This window comes from Abditibacteriota bacterium, from assembly GCA_017552965.1.
GTDB lineage: Bacteria > Armatimonadota > UBA5829 > UBA5829 > UBA5829 > RGIG7931.
Genome location: JAFZNQ010000051.1, coordinates 1 through 24,612 on the forward strand (window position 1 = coordinate 1; position 24,612 = coordinate 24,612).

Consider the following 24,612-nt stretch of genomic DNA (forward strand, 5'->3'; position numbering starts at 1 on the left):
AAGGCCACGGTCTCCCCCATGCAGACCTTTGATATCACCAGTATCCCCGACGAAAAGATCTACAGTCTGGTGACCGTCCAGGAGGTCTATCTCATGGACAGGCAAAACACCGTCTGCCGCGTCAAGACCAAATACAGATGGAAGAGAGACGAAGCTGAGCCTGCCAAGACTGTATTCATAGAAGAATAAAAAAATGCCGGACCATAGAGTCCGGCTTTTTTTTGCAGCCTTTATTTTTTCTCCGCTTCCATAGCCAGGCATATGGCGGCGTAGTCGCCTATGCTGTCTCCCAGGGCCGCAGGCTCCAGCCAGGCTGACCACACCCCGCGTCATCTCGGCGCAAACGGCAATAGCATCTTAAGGCCGTTTGCGGTAAGAGATCTACGGTGGGGCCCGTTTGCCGTTTCATTGCTCCGGCTTGCCGGAGACGGCAAATGGGAGGGGCCGTATCGCGGGGTCCCCGAAAAAAAACCGGGGGCACAATATCCCATGGCACGAAATGATTTTCCGCCAAAGCCTTTATTTCTTTTCGGCCTCCATGGCCAGACATATGGCGGCGTAGTCGCCTATGCTGTCTCCCAGGGCCGCCGGCTCCAGCCTGACGGCTGCCCGGGAATAGGAGATAGTCTCTCTTTCTATGGCTCTCATGGCAGCGGGCTTGAAGAGGTCCACGTTGCGGGCAAACACGCTGCCTATGACGATGACCTCGGGATTGAGTATGTCTATGAGCAGGGACAAGCCCTCTCCCAGCTTTTCACCGGCTGTTTCCACCACTTCCAGAGCCACCGGGTCTCCCGCGCGGGCGGCGGCGCACACGGTCCGGGCAGTGATGGCGTCCACGCCGGACATATCCGGGCAAAAGCCCACAGCCTCTCCGTTGGCCAGTTTGTCCGCCACCAGTGCCTTAGCCAGGCGGGCTATGCCGCCTCCGCTGCAAAAGCCCTCAAAGGAGCCCCTCTTGCCAAAGCCCACGGGGCCGTCCTCTGCCAGACGCAGATGCCCCACCTCTCCGGCCATATCGCACTCTCCGCAATAGACTCTGCCGTCCAGTATGAGCCCGGCTCCAAAGCCGGTGCCCATGGTGCAGAATATCATATTCGAGGCGCCCTTGCCTGCTCCGAAGGTGTTTTCCGCCATGGCGCAGGCCTTGGCGTCATTTTGCAAAAAGGCCTTGACGCCCAGCCGCTTTTCTATGATATCCACTATAGGCACGTCGATCCAGCCCGGCAGATTGGGCGGGCAGAGGATGACTCCCCTTTTGGAGGACAGAGGGCCGCCGCAGCTGATGCCTATGCCGGCAGCCGACTCCCAGCCGGCGCCGTTCCCGGCCAGTATCTCTTCCGCCAGAGAGACAAACCTGTCTATGGCCTCGCCGGGGCCGATGCCGTCTGTGGCAAACTCCTTCCTGCCGACAAAGTCCAGACCGCCGTCCCTCTCTGTGGCGCACACCGAGGCGCACTTGGTGCCGCCTACGTCAAAACCCACGTATATCTTCATCATTCCTCGATATATACTATGCCGTCTCTGATCTTCAGCTTGCCCAGCGAAAACAGCCGCACGCATTCCACGTAGGTCTTGTGCTCGTTGGGCAGTATCCTGGCCGCCAGGGTGTCCGGAGTGTCCCCGGGCTCCACCGGGACCACCGTCTGCTTGACGATGGGGCCCGTGTCATAGGTCTCGTCCACTATGTGCACCGTGCAGCCGCTGAATTTCACTCCCCGTTTCAGGGCGGCCTCGTGGACGTGGTGGCCGTACATGCCCTTGCCGCAAAAGCTGGGCAGCAGGGAGGGATGCACGTTCATGATCCTGTTGCGCCAGGCGCAGAGCACCTTTTCGCCCAGGAGACGCATATATCCCGCCAGACAGACCAGGTCGGTGCCGTTCCCGGCCAGAGCGTCATACACGGCGTTCTGATAGTCTTCTTCTCTGTCAAAGGACTTGGGGGCGATGACCAGAGTGCGGCAGCCAAGCTCCGCGGCCTTTAGCATGGCCGGCGAATCCGCCCTGACGCCTATGACCAGAGTCACGCTCCCGTTTATCACACCCTGCTGACAGCCCTCTATCAGGGCGGTCATATTGGAGCCTCTGCCGGCTCCCGACACCAATACGGCAATGCTGACAGGCTTCATCAGAATATCACCTCTACACAGGGCTCATCTGAGCCCTCAATAACGCCTATCTCATAGGACTTTTCTCCGGCGTCCGCCAGAATTGCCATGACCTCCCGGACGTCCCCGGGAGCCACGGCCAGCACAAAGCCTATACCCATGTTGAAGGCCCGGTGCATTTCCACGTCGTCTATGTTGCCGGTCTGCCGGATGAGCTCAAATACGGGCAGCACAGGGAAGGAGCCCGACCTGACCACAGCCTTGCAATCCTTGGGCAGTATGCGCTTTATGTTGCTGTAAAAGCCGCCGCCGGTGATGTGGGCCATGCCCTTCACGTCTATGCGGTCCAGCACCTTTTCCACCGGCCTCAGGTAGCACTTGTGAGGCTTCAGGAGGGCGTCGCCCAGCTTCTCGCCGCCCAGCAGCTCCGGCCGGGAATCGGTGGTGAAGAGGCCGTCGGCAAAAAACAGCTTGCGTATCAGGGAATAGCCGTTGGTGTGAGGCCCCGAGGAAGGGATGCCCACCAGCGCGTTGCCCTTTTCTATGCGGGAGCCGTCCACTATGCGGGCTCTGTCCGCCAGCCCCACTATGGCGCCGGCTATGTCAAACTCGCCCTTTTCATACACTCCGGGCATCTCGGCAGTCTCGCCGCCCAGTATCACGCAGCCGGCGCTGCAGGCGGCTATGCTCATGCCCTTCACTATCTCCGCGGCCACGGCAGGATCCAGGCGGGAGGTGGCGTAGTAGTCCATGAAAAACAGAGGCTTCGCCCCCTGGACCAGTATGTCGTCGATACAGTGGTTCACTATATCCTGTCCCACCGTGTCGTATTTGTTCATCATGGCCGCTATCTTGACCTTGGTGCCCACGCCGTCTATGCTGGACACCAGCACCGGCTCCTTGCAGCCGGACAGGTCGGGGCGGAAAAGGCCTCCGAAGGAGCCCAGCTCCGTGAGACAGCAGTCGTTGTACGTGGCATGCACGTATTGCTTCATTTTCTGTACTGCCAGCTCGCCGGCTTCTATATCCACTCCGGCGCTCTTGTAGGAATTGTCGGACATATTACACCTCGGCTCCGTCCAGACCCAGCCGCTTCAGTATGGTGTCCACGTTCCTGTAGTGGTGCTCCAGGTCAAAGCAGCTGTCCAGATCCTCCCGGCTGAGCTTTTCCCGGATGACGGGATCCTGCTCCAGAGCTTCCCGGAAGGACACGTTTTCATCCCAGGTCCTGGCAGCGTTGCGCTGGCACACCTTGTAGCCCTCTTCCCGGGTGAGTCCCTTGCGTATGAGGCACAGGAGCACGTGCTCCGAAAACACCAGCTGCCCCATCCTGCTCAGATTGGCCAGCATGTTGTCCTTGTTGATCTCCAGCTTGTTCATCAGCTTGTTGAAGGAGGTGAGGATGAAGTCCAGAGCGCAGCAGCTGTCGGCAAATATGACTCTTTCGCAGGCGGAGTTGGTGTTGTCCCTCTCATGCCAGGAGGTGATGCTCTCCATGGCGGGGATCACGTTGGCGCGGATCACCCTCGCCAGACCGACTATGGTCTCGAAGCGCCAGGGGTTTCTCTTGTGAGGCATGGCGGAGGAGCCCCGCTGGCCGGGCAAAAACATCTCCTGCACCTCCAGTATCTCCGTCCGCTGCAGGTTGCGCATCTCGGTGGCCCAGTTCTCGCAGTCGGAGGCGGCGATGGCAAAGGCGGACAGCAGCTGAGCGTGTCTGTCCCTCTGAATGATCTGGGTGGACACGGGAGCGTTCCTGAGGCCCAGGGTGTTGCACACCCGCTCCTCCAGATAGGGCTCTGCGTTGCCGAAGATGCCCACCGCTCCGGATATCTTGCCCGTGTTGATCTCTTCTCTGGCAGCCTTGACCCGCTCTATATCCCGGCACAGCATGCTGTACCACACGCACATCTTGAAGCCAAAGGTCACGGGCTCCGCGTGCACGCCGTGAGTGCGGCCTATGCAGGGAGTATGGGCGTGCTCCCGGGCCAGCCGGCCCACGGTGGCCTGCAGGGCTTCCAGATCGCGGATGATGATGTCCGCCGAAGCCCGCAGCCTCAGAGCCAGAGCCGTGTCCTCGATGTCGTAGCTGGTGACGCCGTAATGGACAAAGCGCTGCTCGTCGCCCATGTTTTCGGTGATGCATTTGACAAAAGCAATAAGGTCGTGATGGGTCTCCTGCTCTATCTCTTCGATGCGCTCCACGGTAAAGGAGGCGTGCTCTCTGATCTTTTCCAGAGTGCCTGCCGGGGCAGTGCCGAAATGCTCCCAGGCTTCGGCTACGGCGATCTCCACGTCCAGCCAGGTCCGGAACTTGTTTTCCTCGGACCAGATCTGCTTCATCTCGGGAAGAGAATATCTGTCTAACATGTGTGGCTCCTTATTGCTTCAGTGAATTTTTGTACTCGATCATTTTTTGGCGCAGGTCCGGATATTTGACGCTCAGTATCTGGACCGCCAGTATGCCGGCGTTTTTGGCGCCGTCTATGGCCACTGTGGCCACCGGCACTCCCGGAGGCATCTGGGCAATGGACAAAAGGGCGTCAAGGCCGTCCAGATTGGCGCTCTTGCAGGGGATACCGATGACGGGGAGAGGGGTGAGCCCGGCTATGACGCCCGGCAGAGCCGCGGCCATTCCCGCCGCCGCTATGACCACCTCATAGCCTTCGCTCTCGGCGGCAGAGGCTATCCGAAACAGCTTCTCGGGGTTTCTGTGGGCAGAGCACACCACGCGCTCATAGTCCACCTTGTACTCATCCAATATATCACAGGCCTTCTGGACCGTGTCCCAGTCGGAACGGGAGCCCATGACCACTAACGCTTTTGGCATACGCACGACCTCTTGGAAGTATATTTTTTACATATAAATTATACCAATTATCGGGAAAGACTGCAAACGAGAGCCCTCTCCCCGTTGACCAAATGCCGCCGATAGTGTATCATATATCTATCAGCTCTAATGGACATTATCACGGAGGCGCTATGAAATACTTCACCGACCCCAACGACTTCCCGTCAGGCAGCGACTCGGCCGCCATACAGGCTGCCGTCACCGAAGCCAAAAGGCTGGGGCTCGACACCGTCGTCATACCCCGCATGAACCGCCGCAGAGGGCAGGCCCTGTGGGTCATAGACACTGCCGTCCTGCTCCCGGACCACATCACCGTCATCCTTGACGGGTGCCTGCTGCGTATGGCAGACGGCTCCTTTGACAATATGTTCCGCAACAGCCTGGCCCTGTCGCCGGAGGGCTGCTCTCCCCGGGGGCTTCAGTCCCACATAACCATCAGGGGCCTGCGCGGAGCCACCCTGGACGGAGGGCTCCCCAACGGTCTCAACGAGGATACCAGCCTGACGGGGGGCATGCCCCACATATCCGCCAATCTGTTCATCTATCTGCACAACGTGGAGCGCTTTGAGATATCCGGCCTGACCTGCCGGGACCAGCGCTGGTGGGCCATGGCCTTCATGTTTGCCCGCAACGGACACATACACGACCTCCGCTTCAGGCTCACCCGGCATCTGGAGGACAGAGCCATCAGGTGGCGCAACCAGGACGGCATAGACCTGCGTATAGGCTGCAGCGACATACTCATCGAGAACATAGAGGGGGAGACCGGGGACGACTTCATAGCCCTCACGGCCCTTAAGGGCTTCAGGAAGGACCGCTCCGACTACGTCACAGGAGCCGACACCCACATACACGACGTCATCATCAGAGGCGTCCGGGGCATCACCAGTCTGTGCGCCGTCATCAGGCTCCTGGCCCATCATGGCAACCGCATCTACAACGTGGCCATATCCGACGTATATGACGTCAGCCGCTACGGCGAGACTGCCCAGTCCCAGATGTGCCTGCGCATAGGTGACGACAACCCTGCCTATTATGACTTTGACCCGGCTTTGCGGTGCAGGCCCGGAGACATCGGCAGCATCTCCGTCAGGAACGTGCACACCCGGGCCCGGACAGGGGTCAATCTGACGGGCTGCGTCAGAGACTTGCTCGTGGACGGCCTCTATATGACCGGCGACGCCGGGGCGGCCCTGTTTTGCGGCCAGCCGGGCATCAGCGGCGTATTTATCTATCATCCCTCGGCGCAAAAGGATTATGACCTGATCCGGGCCCCCATCCCCTACGACCCGGGCAATAGAGAGCTGCTGGAAAACGTGCTGATAGAAAACGTGTCATATGAGGCGGAGGGCAGACACGCCCCCGGCATCCTATGCCTGTCATATACGGACCTGCGCAATTTCACCGTGAGGAACATAGCCACCAACGGCGCAGCCCCTCTGGAGTGGTACGGTCCCGCTGACAAGGACCGGTTCGTCATAGAAGGAGTCACCCGGTCGTGAAAGCCCTGCTCTTTGTACTGATTACCGTCCTCATGTCTCTGCCGGCCTTCGCAGCCGGGACAAGAGCCGTCAGGACCGACGCCCTGCTGCTGTCCGGCTCCGGCGACGACCTCAGCCTCCGGGGAGCCGGGCTCCTCGCCAAAGAGATACAAAAGCGCTGCGGCCCCGTCGCCGCCGGTCCATCCCCCTTTGTCATCACGGTCAGGCACACCCAAGAGCCGGGATTTTCGGTCATGGCCGGCGCTGACTCGGTCCTCATAGAGGGCAATGACCTGATGGCCGGCATAGGCTCATTTTTGAGGCAGTGCAGTTTTGCAAAGGGCCTTCTCACCTGCCCCATGGGGAGCTATGCGGAGACCCCGGACATGGACCTGCGGGGAATGTATCTGGCTTCGCATTTTGCCAATTATTACGAGTGCGCCCCTCTCGAAGAGATAGACGGGCTGCTGGAGGATATGGTCCTTTGGGGCTGCAACGCCGTGCAGGTCTGGTTTGACATGCACCAGTATATGGGCTTTGCCGATCCCGATGCCCAAAAGCAGATCGGAAGGCTCCGGCATATCCAGAAGACCGCCAACTCTTTGGGCATGAAGTTCGGCCTGACCTGTCTTGCCAACGAAGGCTACGCCGACAGCCCCGAGGAATACAGAGTCAGAGTCAAAAATCCGGGGAATTACGGCACCGAGATGTGTCCCTCCATCCCCGAGGCCCGCCGGCTCATAGCCGACAATCTGGCTCAGGCAGCCACTGCCTTTGACAACGTGGATATTTTCTGGATATGGCCCTACGACCAGGGAGGCTGCTGGTGCAGCGACTGCGTTCCCTACGGAGGCAACGGCTATATCAAGGCGGTCAGAGAGATCATACCCCGCTATCGGGAACTGTTCCCCCGATGTGAGATATGGCTGTCTGCCTGGAAGATGGACTATTTCAGAGGCAACGAAGGAGAAATAGCCGGCCTCAACGGGTTCCTGGCCTCCCCGGAGGCCGAGGCTGTGGCGGGAGTCATCACCGGACAGGACGAATACGATCTGCAGACGGAGCTGGACCGCCGACCGCCCCATATACCCCTGGCCGCTTTTCCGGAGATATCCATGTACGGCTCCTTCCCCTGGGGAGGCTACGGAGCCAATATACTGACCGGCTTCAACGCCCGGGTGTGGGACCTGATGAAGGACAGAGTCTCTGCGTGCTGGCCCTACTCAGAGGGGTATTATGAGGACGCGGCCAAGTTTCAGTATCTGGCATATATGTGGGACAAGAGCCGCAGCGCCGATGACGTGCTGGCAGAATACTCGGGCTGGTTCTTTTCTACCAAGACGACCGGGGCCTTCCGGGAGCTTGCTGACATACTGGAAGCATCCCACAGAAGGACGGGCTGGAACGTATCCGGCGACCTGTCGCGTTCTGCAAGAGCCCTGGAGCTGGTCAGGCAGATGGAGCGGCAATTACCGCCATGGAGCAGGAACAGCCTGCGCTTTAGGCTACTTGAGTGCAGATGCGCCATCGACAGCATTCTGGCAGAGGGCAGCCCCACGGACAAAGAAGTCCAAAGGCGACTTGCTCCCCTGTGCCGGCAGATCACAAGGCTCTGCAGCCTGCAGAAGAGCCACCTGAAGCCGCCGCCCTTCCCTGCTCCCAAAGACCCGAAGGACCTGGCCTGGGGCAAAAAGTGCCTGGTGTCCGGCTGTCTCCCGGGATATGAAAACAGCGCCCAAAGCCTGACCGACGGCATCTATGGGACCGATGACCCCGAAAATTTCTGGGCCTCGTCGAGAGAGGACCCAGAGCCGGAGATCACCATAGATCTGGCAGAAGAAAAAGATCCGGAGAGCATAGCGCTGCGCTTCCGCAGCATCGGCGGCGTTTACAGGTTCGTCCCCTCGGAGGTGCGGTTTTTCGTGTCGGCCGACGGGACCGGCTTCACTCCTCTGAAGGTGCTGGGGATCCATCCCGAGAATACTCTCAGGAGCGAACATGCAGACTATGCGTCCCCCATGGTCCCCGCGGAATACTCCCCTGCGGACCCTGCCCATCGGTGGGAATACACCATCAGCCCCGGTCCTGCCCGGGGCAGATACGTGAAGATCGTTCTGGGAAAGAGTCAGTGCAGGGAAGAGCCCTGGTCCGGCCTCAACGAGCTTACGGAAATAGAGATATTCTGATCCGGGCGGGCCCTCCGGCCCCCCGGTCGCTCCCCTTCTCTGCGCCCTCCCCCGCCCTCATCGTTTCATTTTTTCGCCATAGTATGATATAATATATAATGTCTTTTTGTGCCTAAGGCATTCACACTGATTTACGGAGATAGGATTTGAGCGACAAGATAGCAAGAGACTTTTTTGGTGTAAATATTACCGATGAGCTGAAGACCTCCTATATGGACTACGCCATGAGCGTGATCATATCCAGGGCCCTTCCCGACGTCCGCGACGGGCTGAAGCCTGTCCAGAGACGCATACTGACGGCCATGAACGACCTGAATCTCGTTCCCGCCAGTCCTCACAGAAAGTCGGCCAAGATAGCCGGCGACACCTCGGGCAATTATCACCCTCACGGCGAAGCCATCATCTACCCTACCATGGTCAGGATGGCTCAGGTATTCAACGCCAGATACCCTCTTATCGACGCTCAGGGCAACATGGGCTCCATCGACGGCGACCCACCCGCAGCCATGCGCTACACCGAGATGCGCATGTCTCCCTATGCCATAGAGATGCTGAGGGACCTGGAAAAGGACACCGTGGAATGGGGCGACAACTACGACCAGACCCGCCGGGAGCCTCTCACGCTGCCCTCCCGCATACCCAATCTGCTGGCCAACGGCTCTTCGGGCATAGCGGTGGGCATGGCCACCAACATACCTCCTCACAATCTGAGCGAGCTATGCGACGGTCTCGTGTATCTCATAGACCATCCCGACTGCTCCACCGAGGACCTGATGGGATGTATCAAGGGCCCCGACTTCCCCACTGCCGGCCTGATACTGGGCACCGGCGGTATGAAAAAGGCCTATGAGACTGGTCACGGCTCCATCACCATGCAGGCAGTCACAGCCATAGAGCACATGGAAAACGGCAGAGAAGCCATCATAGTCACGGAGCTGCCCTATCAGGTCAACAAGACCTCTCTCATAGAAAAGATCGCCCGCCTGGCAAAGGACAAGAAGATAGACGGCATATCCGACATCCCCGACTATTCCGACCGCAACGGGATGCGGATACAGATAGAGCTCAAAAAGGACGCCAACGCCAAGAAGATACTGAGCTATCTCTACAAGCACACCGACCTGCGCAAGAGCTACGGCATCATCATGCTGGCTCTGGTGGACGGAGCGCCGAAGATCCTCTCTCTGAAGGAGATGATGGAGCTGTATCTGAAGCACCGCTACGACGTGACCATCCGCAAGACCAAATACGACCTGAGGCTCGCCCTTCGCCGGGCCCACATAGTGGAAGGTCTGCTGACGGCCATAGACAATATAGACAGGGTGATATCCATCATCCGCGGCTCCTCCTCGGCGGCGGAGGCCCGCACTCAGCTGATGCAGACCTTCGGCCTCACCTGGCAGCAGGCCACGGCCATTCTGGATATGCAGCTGAGACAGCTGGCCGGCCTGGAGCGCACCAAGCTGGAGGACGAGCTGGTCAGGCTCCTCAAGAGCATCGCCTTTATGGAGGACCTGCTCTCGGACAAGGCAAAGCTCCTGGGCTACATCAAGGATGACCTGATCCTCCTGAAGGACACCCACGGGGACAACCGGCGCACCCGGATCATCAACAAGGAAGCTCAGGACATAGGCGAGGACGAGCTGATACCCAAAGAAAACAACATAGTCACCATCACCAAGGACGGCTATGTCAAGCGCATGCCTCTGGACACCTTCAGGTCCTCCTACAAGACCCCCAAGGGCAAGCTGGCCATAGGGGCCAGAGAGCTGGACAGGATAAACAACATATTCACGGCGTCCACCGACAGCATCATACTGTTCTTCTCGGACAGAGGCAAGGTGTACAAGCTGAAGACCTTTGAGATACCTCAGGCCACCCGTCAGCAGCAGGGCACTGCCGTCATCAACCTCATAGGCATAGAGCCCTCGGAGAAGATAGTGGCCAATCTGGCGCTGGACAGCAGCGAGCTCTCGGGCTATCTGGTCATGGCCACCGAAAAGGGAGAGGTCAAGCGCTGCTCTCTGGAACACTTCCGCTCCATCAGGTCCAACGGGCTCCTGGTGTTTGACGTGGAAAAGGGCGACGTCATGCGCTGGGCCCTGGCCACCGGCGGCTCAGACGAGATCATATTGGTCACTGCCGAAGGCATGAGCATACGCTTTGCCGAGCAGGACGTCAGGGCTTCCGGCAGGACCTCCGGCGGCGTCAGGGGCATCAAGCTGTCGCCCAACGACCGGGTAGTGGGCATGACTCTGGCCGGCGGACAGGGCAGGCTGCTGTGCGTCACCGAATACGGCTACGGCAAGCAGACGGACCTGGCGGAATACAGGCAGCAGGCCCGGGGCGGCAAGGGCGTCAAGACCTTCAAGTGCTCCGACAAGACGGGTCTCCTGGTCAACGCAGTCACCGTCAAGGACAAGGACACCATTCTCATAGCCGCCAGCGACAGAAGGACCATCCGCCTGAAGATCAGAGACATCAGAGAGACCGGCCGCAGCGCTCAGGGGCTGCGCATCATACAGCTGGAGCCCAACAAGATCGCCAGTCCCGAGGCCAGGGTGGTATCCATAGAAAGACTGCCCAATCCCGACGATCTGCAAAAGGAGATCGACGCCCCGGAGCCCCGGCAGCCCGAAGGCGGTCTGGGTATAGTGGACGAATAAAAGTCAGGAATTATTTTGACGCTGTATATCGTATAATATATTCGGATATCAGAAAGGACGACACACAATGCGCAAGATCGGTGAAGATACCCTGTTTCATCTCTTCAAGCAGGGACACAACAAAAAGGATGACGTATGGGAGCCCAAAGTGGACATTTTCGAGACCTCCTGCCGGCTGTATATACGCGTAGCCCTGGCAGGCGTAGCCAAGGAGGATATAGGCATAGCCTTTTCCGACACCTTTGACTGTCTGATCATCAACGGCGAGCGAAAGGAGCCCTCCTTTGCCAATCCCATCAAATACCACAGGCTGGAGATCTATTACGGCAGCTTCGAAAAGCGCATAGACATCCCGGCGGGCATCTTCATAGAGCCCGGCTCGGCCCGCGCCGAGTTCCGCAGCGGGATACTGACCATAGAGCTGACCAAGAAAGACAATATTACCACTCACATATCGATAGCAGACTAAAGGAGCAAATACTATATGAAACCGGACATAGAAAACGGTGTCCCCATTCTTTTTGCCAAGGACGGCATAGCCCCGCTTTTCCAGAGCGATGAGAATATCCCGGATCTGGAAGAACGGACCATCAGCATTCTGCCCCTGAAGGATTCGGTGCTGCTTCCCAAGCTGGTGATGCCTCTTATCATCACCAGAAAACAGTCTATGCAGCTGATAGACGACGCTGTATTAAAGGAGCAAAAATACATCAGCCTCCACGGCATGAAGCGGCAGACCCGCGCAAATCCCAGGACCGAGGACCTGTATGACGTGGGCGTGGTGGCTTCCATACACTCCATGCTGAAGATCAACGAGGAGCAGCGGGTGCTGGTCCAGGGGCTCAAGAGAGTAAAGATCACCGAGATCATCAGCGAAAAGCCCTACATCACCGCCAGGGTCACGGAGCTGCCCGACATAGAAGACTGGATGCCCGGAGAGGACGTGCAGGTAGAGGCTCTGAGGCGCTCTCTGGCTTCCGCCTGGCAAAAGCTCTGCGAGCTGTCCCCGGTGATACCCGACGACCTGGCTTCCATATCCACCATCGGCGATCCGGGGCTCCTGACCAACAACATAGCCATGAATATGCCCGTGGACACCCAGCAAAAGCAGGACTGGCTGGAGACCGTGGGCATACGCAAGAGGATGCGCAAGCTGTATCTGGCCATCAACAGGGAGACAGAGATACTGGAGCTCTCGGTCAAGATACAGAACTCAGTCACCAAGGAGATCAACCAGCACCAGAAGGAGTTTTTCCTCAGAGAACAGATCCGCATGATACACAAGGAGCTGGGAGACTCGGAGGACCCGGTGGAGGAAAACGAGGAGCTCCGCAACAGGATACTCGAGGCCCACATGCCCGACGAGGCCGAAAAGCAGGCTCTGAGAGAGGCGGACAGGCTGGGACACATCAATCCCTCCTCGCCCGAATACACCGTGGCCCACACCTATCTGGACTGGATGCTGTCCCTGCCCTGGAACACCTACACCAACGACATACTGGATCTGGACAAGGTGCAGAAGGTGCTGGATCAGGATCACTACGGTCTGGAAAAGGTCAAGGACAGGATAGTGGAATATCTGGCTGTGAAAAAGTTCAGAAATGACGAAAAGGCCCGGCATCCCATCCTGTGTCTGGTGGGCCCTCCGGGCGTGGGCAAGACCAGCCTGGGCAAATCCGTGGCCCGGGCCATGAACCGCAAGTTCGTCCGCATCTCCCTGGGCGGAGTCAGGGACGAAGCCGAGATACGGGGCCACAGGCGCACCTACATAGGCGCCCTGCCCGGTCAGGTCATACAGGGTCTCAAAAGGGCCGAGTCCCACAACCCGGTGTTTATGCTGGATGAGATAGACAAGCTGGCGTCGGACTATCGGGGCGACCCGGCCTCCGCTCTGCTGGAGGTGCTGGACCCGGAGCAGAACGACAGCTTCAGAGACCACTATCTGGAGGTGCCCTTTGACCTCTCCAAGGTGTTCTTTATCACCACGGCCAACAGGCTGGACACCATCAACACCCCTCTCAGAGACAGGATGGAGATACTGGAGCTCCCGGGCTACACCGAGGAAGAAAAGTTTCACATAGCCAAAAAGCACCTGGTGCCCAAGCAGATGAAGGAGCACGGCCTCACCAAAGCGCATATAGTGTTTTTGAAGGACGGCATCACCGAGCTCATCCGCGGCTACACCATGGAGGCCGGGGTCAGGACCCTGGAGCGCAAGATAGCCGCCGTCTGCCGCAAGTGCGCCCGCTACTGGGCGGACAACGGCGCAGGGGCCCCTGTCAGGATCAACAAGAACAAGGTCAACGAATATCTGGGGGCTCCCAGATACGCCGCCGAGGAGATAGACAGCAGAGTGTCGGAGCCCGGCGTGATGGTAGGCATGGCCTGGACCTCCTTTGGAGGCGACATACTCTACATCGAGGCTACCCGTATGCAGGGCAAGGGCAATCTGCAGATCACAGGACAATTGGGTGACGTGATGAAGGAGTCGGCGCAGCTGGCATACACCTACGTGCGCGCCCACGCCGAAGAGCTGGGCATAGACCCCGCCTTTTACGAAAAGACCGACATCCACATCCACGTGCCTGCAGGCGCCATTCCCAAGGACGGCCCCTCTGCCGGCGTGACCCTGGTCAGCGCCATGGTCAGCCTGCTCACGGGCAAAAAGGCTGTGTACAGACTGGCTATGACCGGCGAGATCACCCTCAGAGGCAAGGTGCTGCCTATAGGCGGCGTCAAGGAAAAGCTGCTGGCAGCCAAAAGGGCCGGCATCGATCAGGTCATAGTCCCCAAGGCCAACGAAAAGGACGTGAAGGAAGACGTGCCCGAGGCCATCCTCAGCGAGCTGAAGGTCAACTATGTGGAAAACATAGGTCAGGTGCTGGAGCTGGCCATACAGAAATGACCCCGTATAAGCAAAAGGAACAAGAGCAGCCTCTTGTTCCTTTTTTTCTTGAGCCGGTTGACCGGCGCAGACATCCCGGCTGCGGCCGGACATATTATCTGCACATAGTCTTCGCTTCGTCCACGGTGAGGGCGTGATCAAAAAGCCTGATGTCGCTTATGACGCAGTCTCTCAGATTGCCGCCTATGGCCACGCTGAGGGAATTCTCCACCATCCTGCCCGCCGGCACCTCCGCGCACATGGCGCCGTCCAGCCAGCCCCGGAGGGTCTTTCCGTCTGCCACCATGCCGATGACGTGCTCCTTTTCGTCTTTGGGATAAGGGAACACCACTCTGCGGACCGTGCCGGAGCCGTCTGCTATCTCCCCAAAGAACTCGTCCGAATCCTTGCTGTATTTGATGTGAAAGCCGCTCTCGCTGTAGTAGCTCTTGGCTATGATGGTCAGATCGCCGTCAAAGGCCTTGTTTTTCAGCGTAAGCTTCACAAAGACGCTGGGCTCGGGCCCCGTCTCCGCTACCAGATCTATGTTCCGGCTCCCGGTAAACGAAAGGCCTTTCTCCGTCAGGAGCGAGGGCTTTCTTTCCAGTCCCTTTTCCCCTATCTCCTTCAGGGCCTCCGCTTTCACGTCCCCGGGACTGAAGGCGCCGTAGGCCCTGTAGATGAGCCGCAGAGCCTCATCGGTATATATGCTGTTGTCGGTATAGACCGGAACCTTGAAGGTCTCCTCGATGGTGGCCTTGCCGGGCCTGAAGCCCAGGAGCTCCCGGACCACCTTTTTGCCGGGCAGCGGTCTGGTGATGGGCGTCCACTCAAAGGGGCGGGCAAAGATGGCCTTCACAGTCTCTTCCTGTCCAAAGCCCTCGGGACAGGCTTCGGACCGGGTGTTGAACCTGTATTGGCGGCCGTCCCATCCCACGACGCACAGAGGATAGGTGGCGGGTCGTATGCCGGGCATGGACATATAGCCCCGGCGGACGTTCTTTTTCAGCCAGTCCGTGGCGTAGAGGAGAAAGCTGTTGCGATAGTCCTCCGGGCAGTTGGCGAACCAGCATATCTCGTCGGTGCCCCACACGTTGTACACGGGCTTGCCGTCTATGCCGTCAAAGAAATTGTCTATCTCATACAGCTGAGGTATGACGTCGCACTCCCACCCTGCCGGGTGTATCCCCGGAGGCATGGTGTCATAGCCGGCGTCTCCGTGTCCCTTGGCAAGAGTGGCTTCAAAGGGCTCGGTGCCGGATACGGGCCTCAGGGGAAAGGCGTGAAAATCCCACAGATATCTGTCTCCCACCCGGGCGTTCTCCGCGAAGAAGTGGGCGTCGCACAGCAAATAGTGCCGGCGGGCCTTGGTTTTGGCGTAATCCCTGACCATGCCCAGCAGCTTGCTCCATTCAGCTCTTCCCTCATCCCTTTTGCCTACCAGGTCTGCCTGGCCGAAATGGATGGCCTCGTAGCCCGCGTCTATATAGCGCCGGGCCCTGTAATAATACCACATCTGAGTTTCCTGCCGGGTGATATCGGGCACGGAGCCTCCGCGGGTCCAGTTGTTGCGATAGCTGCCGTCGGGGAACAGCATGGCTTCGTAGTCAAAGCACCGGCTCACAGGCTCCAGCCCAAAGGCTTCGAAGACCCAGGCGGGAACGGGTATCTTTTCCACTCCCGTGGTCCTGCCGGCAGCCACAGCCTCCGGACACTCGCAGGAATAGACTGCCTCCAGTATTGCCGCCTGCAATATGATCTCCGGATCTATGGCGTGGATCTTTTGGGCCATTGACCGGGCAGAGGCAAAGTGCAGCTCGTCGTCAGCGGGACAGCTGCCTGCCAGGGCGACCCTGCCCAAAAACTTGGGCTTCACGTTGGCTATGGCCCTCAGGTCGTCATCGGCGTATTTGGAGGGGATGCCTTCTGCATCGCAGGCCAGAGCGCTCATGACAATGGCTCGGGAGAGATAGGCTTCCAGGGTCTCGCAGGATATGGTGCGGTCAAAGTCAAAAAAGGATGCGGCGTGCAGTGTGACCGCCAGGGCTTCCGCAGCAAGGATCATCAGCAGGATCAGTGTCATCTTCATAGTATCTCGCCTTTATTTGTTTCTTTATTGAGGAGCGGGCCGGGCTCGCAGAGCCCCTCGGACCGATCCTTATTATCATTATAGCATATATCGGCCGGACAAAAAAAAGCGGCTCCCACGGGAGCCGCACTATTGTTGGTTTATTCCTTGGCGGAGGGAGCAGCCAGATAGTTCTCTATCTGCTTTTTGTCCATGATATCATTGTACCACTTGTTCATCTCCTGACTCCGTTTGGAGGAGAAGGAAGAAGAGGTATTGATCTCTTCCAGGTCCGCCTTGTCGGCGTTCTTGCCCAGCTTGTCCACCTTGATCAGGTGATAGCCAAAGTCTGTCTTCACGGGCTCGGACACCTGTCCTTCCTCCAGAGCAAACACTGCCGTCTTGAATTCGGGCACGTAGTTCACGCTCTGGTCAAACCATCCCAGAGAGCCGCCCTTTGAGGCAGTGTTGTCTTCGGAGTATTCCTTGGCGAGCTCGGCAAAGTCTTCGCCGGCCTTCAGCTTGGCGTTCACCTCTTGTATCTTGGCCAGACACTTGGCATCCTGCTCTTCCTCGGGATCTGCCGGGTCAAACTTGATGAGTATATGGCTTGCCTTGATATAGTCCTTCACGTCATCCTTGGTAGCTGCGAACTTGACGTCGGCGTATTTCTTCACCAGCAGGTTCATCCTCATGTCGGACATGAGGCGGGATTTGCTGATGCCCTTGGAAGCGAGATAGGCGTCCACGTCGGTGATCTGATTGGCGGCAAAGGCCTTGTTGATCTCTTCCTCTACCTCGGCGTCGGATACGGTGATGCCGGCCTTTTTGATCTCGCCATAGAGAGCGTTCTTCTCACAGAGAGATTCCAGCTCGGTGGTGGCCTGACCCATCCAGAGCTGCTTTATCAGCTGACCCTTGGTGATGGGCACTCCGTCCACTCTGGCTATGATGGTGTTGTCCGGCATGGCCAGCACTCTTTCCATAAATGCGTCATGGCTCTCACCCTTCTGGGGAGCTACCACCGCGGGAGCGGCGGCCTTGGCAGGAGCGGCAGCCGTGACAGGAGCCTTGGTCTTGGTCTTGGCAGCCTTGGCGGGAGCGCCGAACACGCTGCAGGCCGAAATGGCCAGGGCAAGGATGACAAAGGATATGATCAGTCTTTTCATACAGTGAGCCTTTCTTACTTGGTGCCGTCAAATATGTAGGGCGTGGTAAACAGAGTGTAAGCGCCGTTCTGGGACATGAAGGTCACTTCTGCAAAAGCGCCCTTGAAGGAGCCCTTGGGCTTCTTGACGGTGAATACAAAGCCGTCGGTTTCTCTGGTCACGTTCTGACCGGCCACCCAGCGGACGTTCCTGAAGTCTCTTCTCGAAGCCTCGGCGTCATAGGTCCTGACCGCCTGCACGTAAGCGGGATCGGTCTTGATGCGGCAGACTATATCGTCTCCCTCTTCGCTCCACTTCCAGGTCATTCTGTTCATGGCAGACTCGCCGCCGCACTGGTTCATGAAGGCCTTCAGCGTGCCGATATAGCCGCTGATGTTCTGCACGGACAGATCGCCGGTGGAGTGATTGCCGTTGACCTTGTAATACAGATAGTTCTTGGTACCCTTCAGGTCGTCAAAATAGAGACTGGCTGAATCCAGAGTCCAGTACTGATCGTTGGTGCCGTTGATGAGCAGCTTGGGGCAGGTCATGGCGTCGTTGTTGGTAAAGGGATCCACGGCCTCTATCAGGGCAGCTCCCTGAGGAGTCTTGATGACGTCCAGGATGTTGATGTCCTTGTAGTCGTTCAGCTGGTCGGACAGCTCGGTGTAGGACTCCTGCTCATGAGCAAGCTGCTCGGGTATCTTCAGAAAATCAAAAACGAGAGGAACTATGCCGCATACTCTGGCATCGCCGATACCTGCGCTGAGCCAGGTGGTCCAGCCTCTCTTGGAGGCGCCGGCCACCACGAACTGGCTGATGGCGGTATCAAAATTGTCCTTGGTAAACTCTTCGATCAGATCCATGGCCTTTACCACGCTCTTGACCATAGGGAACAGGAGGGGCCAGGACGACAGGTCGTCTTCTTCCACTGCCTTCTCGAAGGAGTAGGCTATAAGGGCATCCTCCGTCTTCTCAAAGAGAGGCTGATTGGGGATGTTGTATATGATAGCCACGGGAGCAGCCAGGGCCGAACAGGCCTGGACCAGGGTCATGGTCTTGTCGTTTGAAGGATCGCCTCCGGTGACCAGCAGCAACGCTATGGACTTCATGGTGCACTGAGAAGGATAGTATATCTGCACCTTGTGGGTCCACTTTTCGCCCTGCCATTCCTGGCTGGTCATATCAAAGGTGGACACGGACACCTGTCTGTTGTTGTACAGCTGTATCTTGGACAGGCTGTAGTCAAAGGCTTTGTCGTCTGCGCGGACGTAGCTCTTCAGCTCACCGGCGGCAAAAGCAGCCGCGGCCAGCGAAAGGAGTACAGCCGCCAGGACCAGGACAGATATAGTGAATTTGATGTTGGACATTTTGTTCCTCCGATAAACACATCTCTATATTCAGTATAGCACTCATCCGACTCTTTCGTCAATGAAAATTCCCCGGGGCCTGCAAAAAAATTCTTTATTATTTTAAGTAAAAGTAGTATAATAAATCTTGCCACTACAACACCGGAGGTAATTTATGCTCAACATAGAAGCCATTGAGGTCAGGAAGGCGCTGATCCACAAGATCAACTACCGTCAGGAAAAGGTAGAGCTTGCGCCGGCAGATCACATTCCCACCCAGGGCATGGCGCAGTATTTCGGGGAACATATACGCAATATCATCAATTCGGCCACGGTCAAGACAGGCAGGTTCGAATCCGCCGAGGGCACCGTATGCGTGTGCGCCGGGAAAATGCTGACGGACGCGACCTCCTTTTATGAACAGAGCACGATCATGGCTTACTGGTTCTACAGCAACCACGAAAACATGGGCGACACCACCGTGTATCTGGCCATTGTGCAGTTTGCCGACACGGAGCGCGACAGGGACTACGTCGCCATTCTGAAGCTGGAGCCGGTGCGCTCCTTCATGCTGCAGAGCGACCGGGTGGCCTTTGAGCCCATCTTCACTCTCCCGGACACAGCCAAGACAGTCAACCGGGGAGCCATCATAGGCGCCTACTCCGCCGGAGCCAAATACGACTTCATCTTCCGCAATCAGTCACAGGGCCGGGGCGAAGAGCCCGAGGTAGGCAAGAGCTGGATAGAAGGCTTTTTGGAGGGACACGCAGTCCCCACCCCCAGACAGATGACCCAGCTGGTGGTAAAGGAGACCGAAAAGTGGATCAACGCCAATCAGGACAAGCTGCAGCCCCGGGAGCCGGAAGTCCTGCGGGAGACCATCAAGACCCAGTCCTGCTCCGACAAGATGGACGTGATCGCCGCAGCCAACACTGCTATTTCCGAAGATCAAATGAGAGCAGAATACGTGGAGGGGCTCCAGAAAAAGGGCCTGCCCGAGACCACCTTTGCCCCGGACAAGGAATGGGCCGACAAGCATGCCAAAAAGATCACCTACGTCTGCGACTACAACGTGACAGTGTCAGGGAACGCGGACAACGTGAAGGAGCTGGTCACCATCGACAGGTCCGACCCTTCCCGGGTGTCTCTGCTGATAGAGACCAAAAAGTTTGCCCAAAAATAAAGAGAGAGCCCTGCCTGTTTGGCAGGGCTTTTTTTGCGTCATGAGAAGGGCGTCCGTCAGCGATAGACAGCCAGGCCCACCGTATCCGGAGCCATGGTCTGCTGGTCGGAATATTCCCCTTCCGGAGTGGCAAAAAAGACCAGCTCCCTGCCGGGGACGCGTATATCCGGCAGCGCAGGCTCCCCGCTGTCGTTCCACAGGGCCACGCAAGTCACGGGGCCCTTTACGTATGCCTTGGCAAACAGAGCCGGGGCTCCCCCCTCTATCCCGTCCGTATCCGCAAACCTGCCGGAGAGGTATTTCCTGTACTTTTTGCGAAATCCCGACACTGTCAGGGCGTACTCTCTGTCTTCCCTGAAGGCGTCCCCGAGCACGTCTTCCTTGTCTGCGGAATATCTGATCTCCAGCTCCAGAGGAGCGCCGAACACAAAGGCAAAGTTTGTCAGGCGCCGGGGCGCCGTAGGCTGTGGGTTCCTGACGGTGATCACAGTGTCCGGAAACGCGTATCTGAACACCTCGGGATACCTGATGACAGTCCCGCTCTCGGGGGACACGGCTCTCTCACCCTGCCTGCCGGGCCAGTAGCCTATGCCGTGGACCGCGTCCAGATAAGGGCTGTAGAGATCGGTGATATTCTCGCTGAGAAAGGCGTATTCGGGCCCCCGGGTCCGGGCCTCCCGTTCCAGCCGGGCCAGCATTTCCCGCTGCCCTCCCGTGAGGGCCAGGGCGGGATTGTGATCCTTGTGAGGATGGCCGCTGTCAAAGCAGAGATAGGGAGGCATCCCGCCTATCTGATCAAAGAGGCAGCCGTCGGCGCCCAGAGCCGCCAGCTCCCGCAGCTTTTTGGTCATCAGGGCCTGCCACTCCGGCGAGGAGGGACACGCTATGGAAAACAGCTTGTTGGAAAAGAGCTGCAGAGCGTCGGACTTGTGAGACTTGGGATAGTATTCCCCGTATTCCTGTCCCCACACGGTCTTGCAGGCGATGCTCTTCCCGGCGCCGCTTCCATAAAAGGGGCTGCCTCTGTCTATCAGGTGCCCCTGATGATACAGCACCACCCTGCCCCCCTCCTTTTGCACTGCGCGGATGGCTTTTTTCAGGGCTTTTGCGCCGCCCAGACTGTCTCCGGGGCCTATGTCGGGATAGTTGTTGTCGTGTCCCGTGCCGTACCAGCCAAAGAGGCCCAGAGTGTCGCAGCCGTGCTCCCGGGCCAGGCGCCACAGCAGGGGCAGATCCTCGTAGCCCCACATCTCACACCCGAACTGCTGCTTCATGATCACCAGGAAAAAGCCTGACATATCCCGGGTCCACCGGGGAGCAGCGTGCCGGGGCCTATGCGCGTTCATCCATTTGGCATAGTCCCTCACGGACCCATGCCAGTCCTCTCTCCCCAGGGTCACCTTTACAGGCGGCGCGGCGGTCCTGCCCGGTCCGGCGCAGAGGAATTTTGTGCAGCTGAGAGACACGCAGCCCGGCTCCTTCGGATAGCCCCGGACCTTCAGAGCGCAGCTGTAGAAGTCCGGGTCCCGCAGGCTCAGGGACAGAGTGTTCTCCCGGTCCGTCAGGGCGCAGTAGCCCATGATACCGTAGCCGGGATAGGTGAGCTTCATACAGTTGGAACCGTTTTCCCTGTGGGAGCCGGCGGCAAGCCTCCGGCCTATGTCGGTGTACAGGGCTCCGAAGGGCTCCGGCCAGAAGAGAGAGGGCGCTCCCGCCCCCAGGTCCCTGACCTTGCCTATGATGGGATATTCAAAGTCCAGTATGCTAAAGGGGCTTCTGTTGTCCGCCTCGGCGCTGAAGATGAGCCCGTCTTTTTTCAGCTCGGCTGTAAACACCAGGGAGATATCCGCAGACAAGGGGCGCCCCCGGCCGTCCCTGAAGGACAGGCCTTCCACTGACACTCTCAGACGGGTCCTCGAGCACCGGACGGTCACGGCCTGCTCCGAGGAATACACCGGGTTTTCCAGAGCCGTCCCCCGGGTGAGATTGGCAAAAAACGTCTCGTCGGCGGGGGCGTCTATGACGTTGACGCCACCGCAGGAAAGGCAGGTGAGCCTGCCCCTTTCATCAAATACGGCTTTCAGAGCCGCGTTTTCCAGAACGTACATATGATCTCCTCACTGCTCGCAAGGTCTCGCCGGAGCGCGCCGGCTGTATCCGTGTCCGAAAAAAGCCGCCTCGGTGGGCGGCTGTTTTCTCAGGGGAATATGGGATAGGTCCTGGTGTGGAGTATGATACTCACGATACACCAGAAGGAGCCTGCCAGACAGTCTCCTATGATAAGGCCCAGGAAGAAAGGCAGGGCCTTGGTAAACACCTTCAGACCTCCGTACTTCAGTATGATCACCTTGCACAGCCAGGCGATAAAGGCCGAAGACCACAGAGCGCTGGTCTGCACCGAGCTCATCATGGCGTAGGCGATGGGGTTGAAGGGGAAGCCCGGCATCTTGATCTTGGCAAAGCTCAGCACCAGACAGGAGATAAAGCCGGTGATGGCGGCCCCTATTCCGTTCCAGTCGGTCAGGTTGCCGTTCTTGAGAGCGGATTCCAGAGTGACGTACACCTCGCTGCCCTGGTCTATGGTGTTGTGAGGCATGTTGGCGGCGGCGCCGTATTTGTAATAATCTCCGAGCACTATGGTAAAGCCTATGACTATGGCCAAAAATGCAAATACCAGCATGGTGACGCCCAGCTTCTTGTAGCTCATGCCTGAGTGCTCCGCCATTTTGAAGCCCTCCAGCTGTATGGGCATCATGTTGCTGCGGAAGCACCGGTTGAACCAATAAAACAGCTGCATGGCTATGAGGTTCTGAGCGCCCAGAGTGGCGGTACCGCCGTTGGATATCATGATGGAAGTGATATCGGACCAGTTGACCTCATGACAGGGGCAGCCCAGCTCGGCCCGGGTGCGGGTGATGGATACGCAGATGATGAAGTAGCACACCACCAGGGTAATGGCCAGTCAGGGAGCGGTCCCCAGCACGTGGCTCAGGAGCATCATGGCGCACATACCCAATATGGCGCCCCACACGGCGTGACGGTAGCCCATGGGCTCCTCCGCATCGTCAAGGGCTGCCTTGTTGAATATGCTGCCCAGCACCTTCTTGAAATGGCCCCAGCCCATGATGAGGGAAAATACGAATATACCCACCAAAAAGCCGAAGCACTGCTCGTTGATAAAGGGATACTTGGGAATGGTGTTGATACCCACCGCCGCTCCGAAAACGTACTGGAACTTCATAAAGAGATAGAAGAACCAGTAGGAAAAAGAGAGGTCTGCCGGCACCAGGAAGGTGATGCCGATGGCGATGGGATAGACTCTGATGGGAGTAACTCCTATGGCGTTGAAGGGCGGATTCACCAGATACTGGGACAGGTCCAGATTCTTCAGGTTGACTATAGGGAAGCTGGGCCATATGGTGGAAAGGCCCTGCACTATGGTGAACACAAAGGCGATGCCCACGCCTAAGTACATGGCGCTGTTGCGGAAGAAATTGGTCTTTTCCTTGGTGATCTCCAGAGGCATGCTGATCAGAGGATAGGACAGCTTTTCACTCTCGGACCACTGCTTGCGGAGTATGGTGTTCAGGCACAGGAAGACGTAGAACATCACCATCATAAAGGAGCCCCATATGCAGAGAGGCCGCAGCCAGTGCTGGAAGTATTTCCACTGGAAAAAGTTGTCGTTGCCTATGTAGAAGGCGGCCACCGTCTCCTTGTCCTTGACTATGGCCCAGTCGGGGATGCGGTTGATGATCAGGTTGTACCAGTTGTTTTCCGCAGTGGCGTATCTGACCGGATAACACATGGTGGACATGAATACCTGCATATAGTCGTGGGAACACACGGAAGCGGTCACGTTCAGCAGGATATAGATGACCAACAGCTCCGCCTGACTCAGGGCCGTCGCCGGCCTGAACCTGCGGATGAGGGAGTTGATGCCCACCAGAATGAGCAGCGTAAATACAGAGGTATAAAAGATAGACAGAGTCGTGGAGCTGCCTGCGTCGATGCAGATCTCATACTCTGTGACCCACCAGATATTGATGGGGGTCAGTATGAGCGCGATGAGTATGGAACGCCAAGTGATTTTCTTCGCCATAGGTGCCTCTTTTCGGAAGTAAGCCGGTCAAATATAGACAGACTGTTAATTCTATTATAGCATTTTACGGCATCAAAAATCTATCCGACAATATTTACGTCAAAAAAAATCCGCCCGTCGGGCGGTATTTTCGCGGTCAGGGAAATATGGAATAGGTGGGAGCGTGCAGGATGATGGACACGATGCACCAAAAGGAGCCCGCCAGACAGTCGCCCAGGATAAGACCCAGGAAGAAGGGCAGAGCCCTGGTAAATACTCTCAGTCCCCCGTATTTCAATATGATCACCTTGCACAGCCAGGCTATCATGGCGGAGGACCACAGGGCCCTGGTCTGGGCCGAGCTCATCATGGCGTAGGCTATGGGATTGAAGGGAAAGCCCGGTATCCTGATCCTGGCAAAGCTCAGGGCGAGGCAGGACACAAAGCCCGTGACGGAGGCCCCCACCCCGTTCCAATCGGTGATGGAGCCGTTTTTGAGGGCCGACTCCATGGTCTTGAAGAGCTCGGAGCCAAAGATCACGTTGTGCATGGCCATATTGGCGGCGGCGCCGTATCTGTAGTATTCGTCCAGCACTATGGCGTAGCC

General features: G+C 57.8%; 19 protein-coding genes. 7 read left to right on the plus strand and 12 right to left on the minus strand.

The genetic code is table 11. The features are described 5' to 3' along the window. Positions 1-189 (plus strand): hypothetical protein (locus tag IK083_04885; protein MBR4748892.1); only part of this gene is annotated, 189 nt, incomplete at its 5' end. Between the two features lie 330 nt (positions 190-519). Here the strand turns inward: IK083_04885 and IK083_04890 are convergent. The 5 genes from IK083_04890 to purE are packed head-to-tail and all read right to left on the minus strand — an operon-like array spanning position 520 to position 4,938. Beyond that, the gene (locus IK083_04890; protein ID MBR4748893.1) at positions 520-1,497 is read right to left on the minus strand and encodes an ROK family protein; all 978 of its coding nucleotides are present in this window, start codon (positions 1,495-1,497) and stop codon (positions 520-522) included. After that, complete coding sequence (locus IK083_04895; protein ID MBR4748894.1) at positions 1,497-2,129, minus strand: phosphoribosylglycinamide formyltransferase; 633 nt, start codon at positions 2,127-2,129, stop codon at positions 1,497-1,499. Before IK083_04895 ends, IK083_04890 begins: the two co-directional genes overlap by 1 nt. Continuing rightward, positions 2,129-3,169 (minus strand): phosphoribosylformylglycinamidine cyclo-ligase, encoded by a 1,041-nt coding sequence (locus IK083_04900; protein MBR4748895.1) that lies wholly within the window; start codon positions 3,167-3,169, stop codon positions 2,129-2,131. Before IK083_04900 ends, IK083_04895 begins: the two co-directional genes overlap by 1 nt. A gap of 1 nt (position 3,170) precedes the next feature. Then, a complete protein-coding gene (locus IK083_04905) occupies positions 3,171-4,478 on the minus strand; it encodes an adenylosuccinate lyase (GenBank protein MBR4748896.1) in 1,308 nt (435 codons plus the stop codon). Between the two features lie 10 nt (positions 4,479-4,488). Continuing rightward, positions 4,489-4,938: a 5-(carboxyamino)imidazole ribonucleotide mutase gene (gene purE / locus IK083_04910; GenBank protein ID MBR4748897.1), complete on the minus strand. Its 450-nt coding sequence runs from the start codon at positions 4,936-4,938 to the stop codon at positions 4,489-4,491. Positions 4,939-5,090: 152 nt separating this feature from the next. Between purE and IK083_04915 the strand changes: the two genes are divergently transcribed. The 5 genes from IK083_04915 to lon all read left to right on the plus strand — a co-directional run bounded on the left by IK083_04915 (position 5,091) and on the right by lon (position 14,197). Then, positions 5,091-6,461, plus strand: coding sequence for a hypothetical protein (locus tag IK083_04915; GenBank protein ID MBR4748898.1), 1,371 nt, complete (start codon positions 5,091-5,093; stop codon positions 6,459-6,461). Next, positions 6,458-8,626, plus strand: a complete 2,169-nt coding sequence (locus IK083_04920; protein MBR4748899.1) for a discoidin domain-containing protein — start codon at positions 6,458-6,460, stop codon at positions 8,624-8,626. The genes IK083_04915 and IK083_04920 overlap by 4 nt, the downstream gene beginning before the upstream one ends. Positions 8,627-8,838: 212 nt before the next feature. Then, complete coding sequence (gyrA, locus tag IK083_04925) at positions 8,839-11,292, plus strand: DNA gyrase subunit A (protein ID MBR4748900.1); 2,454 nt, start codon at positions 8,839-8,841, stop codon at positions 11,290-11,292. A gap of 67 nt (positions 11,293-11,359) precedes the next feature. After that, a complete protein-coding gene (locus tag IK083_04930; protein ID MBR4748901.1) occupies positions 11,360-11,761 on the plus strand; it encodes an Hsp20/alpha crystallin family protein in 402 nt (133 codons plus the stop codon). A gap of 15 nt (positions 11,762-11,776) precedes the next feature. Then, complete coding sequence (gene lon, locus IK083_04935) at positions 11,777-14,197, plus strand: endopeptidase La (GenBank protein MBR4748902.1); 2,421 nt, start codon at positions 11,777-11,779, stop codon at positions 14,195-14,197. A gap of 94 nt (positions 14,198-14,291) precedes the next feature. Here lon and IK083_04940 read toward each other — a convergent pair whose 3' ends face one another. The 3 genes from IK083_04940 to IK083_04950 form a co-directional block, all read right to left on the minus strand. Beyond that, positions 14,292-16,265, minus strand: coding sequence for a hypothetical protein (locus IK083_04940; protein MBR4748903.1), 1,974 nt, complete (start codon positions 16,263-16,265; stop codon positions 14,292-14,294). A gap of 140 nt (positions 16,266-16,405) precedes the next feature. Next, complete coding sequence (locus tag IK083_04945) at positions 16,406-17,413, minus strand: peptidylprolyl isomerase (GenBank protein MBR4748904.1); 1,008 nt, start codon at positions 17,411-17,413, stop codon at positions 16,406-16,408. A gap of 14 nt (positions 17,414-17,427) precedes the next feature. Then, a complete protein-coding gene (locus tag IK083_04950) occupies positions 17,428-18,762 on the minus strand; it encodes a hypothetical protein (GenBank protein MBR4748905.1) in 1,335 nt (444 codons plus the stop codon). A 154-nt stretch (positions 18,763-18,916) separates the two neighbouring features. On the opposite strand from IK083_04950, the gene IK083_04955 reads away from it, so the two are divergent. After that, positions 18,917-19,924 carry a nucleoid-associated protein gene (locus IK083_04955; protein ID MBR4748906.1) on the plus strand — a complete coding sequence of 336 codons (1,008 nt, stop codon included), beginning with the start codon at positions 18,917-18,919 and terminating at the stop codon, positions 19,922-19,924. 56 nt (positions 19,925-19,980) lie between these two features. Here IK083_04955 and IK083_04960 read toward each other — a convergent pair whose 3' ends face one another. The 4 genes from IK083_04960 to IK083_04975 all read right to left on the minus strand — a co-directional run. Then, a complete protein-coding gene (locus IK083_04960) occupies positions 19,981-22,032 on the minus strand; it encodes a hypothetical protein (protein MBR4748907.1) in 2,052 nt (683 codons plus the stop codon). Positions 22,033-22,121: 89 nt separating this feature from the next. Next, positions 22,122-22,868 (minus strand): hypothetical protein, encoded by a 747-nt coding sequence (locus IK083_04965; protein MBR4748908.1) that lies wholly within the window; start codon positions 22,866-22,868, stop codon positions 22,122-22,124. 18 nt (positions 22,869-22,886) lie between these two features. Continuing rightward, positions 22,887-24,026, minus strand: a complete 1,140-nt coding sequence (locus IK083_04970) for a hypothetical protein (protein MBR4748909.1) — start codon at positions 24,024-24,026, stop codon at positions 22,887-22,889. Between the two features lie 136 nt (positions 24,027-24,162). Continuing rightward, positions 24,163-24,612, minus strand: a 450-nt coding sequence (locus tag IK083_04975) for a hypothetical protein (protein MBR4748910.1), incomplete at its 5' end; no start/stop codon positions are given.

Coding starts and splice junctions, on each gene's coding strand:
- lon (MBR4748902.1), top strand. CDS start 11,777: ATGAAACCGGACATAGAAAACGGTGTCCCCATTCTTTTTGCCAAGGAC.
- IK083_04890 (MBR4748893.1), bottom strand. CDS start 1,497: ATGAAGATATACGTGGGTTTTGACGTAGGCGGCACCAAGTGCGCCTCG.
- IK083_04970 (MBR4748909.1), bottom strand. CDS start 24,026: ATGGCGAAGAAAATCACTTGGCGTTCCATACTCATCGCGCTCATACTG.
- IK083_04895 (MBR4748894.1), bottom strand. CDS start 2,129: ATGAAGCCTGTCAGCATTGCCGTATTGGTGTCGGGAGCCGGCAGAGGC.
- IK083_04915 (MBR4748898.1), top strand. CDS start 5,091: ATGAAATACTTCACCGACCCCAACGACTTCCCGTCAGGCAGCGACTCG.
- IK083_04930 (MBR4748901.1), top strand. CDS start 11,360: ATGCGCAAGATCGGTGAAGATACCCTGTTTCATCTCTTCAAGCAGGGA.
- IK083_04945 (MBR4748904.1), bottom strand. CDS start 17,413: ATGAAAAGACTGATCATATCCTTTGTCATCCTTGCCCTGGCCATTTCG.
- IK083_04955 (MBR4748906.1), top strand. CDS start 18,917: ATGCTCAACATAGAAGCCATTGAGGTCAGGAAGGCGCTGATCCACAAG.
- IK083_04900 (MBR4748895.1), bottom strand. CDS start 3,169: ATGTCCGACAATTCCTACAAGAGCGCCGGAGTGGATATAGAAGCCGGC.
- purE (MBR4748897.1), bottom strand. CDS start 4,938: ATGCCAAAAGCGTTAGTGGTCATGGGCTCCCGTTCCGACTGGGACACG.
- IK083_04960 (MBR4748907.1), bottom strand. CDS start 22,032: ATGTACGTTCTGGAAAACGCGGCTCTGAAAGCCGTATTTGATGAAAGG.
- IK083_04905 (MBR4748896.1), bottom strand. CDS start 4,478: ATGTTAGACAGATATTCTCTTCCCGAGATGAAGCAGATCTGGTCCGAG.
- IK083_04940 (MBR4748903.1), bottom strand. CDS start 16,265: ATGAAGATGACACTGATCCTGCTGATGATCCTTGCTGCGGAAGCCCTG.
- gyrA (MBR4748900.1), top strand. CDS start 8,839: ATGGACTACGCCATGAGCGTGATCATATCCAGGGCCCTTCCCGACGTC.
- IK083_04950 (MBR4748905.1), bottom strand. CDS start 18,762: ATGTCCAACATCAAATTCACTATATCTGTCCTGGTCCTGGCGGCTGTA.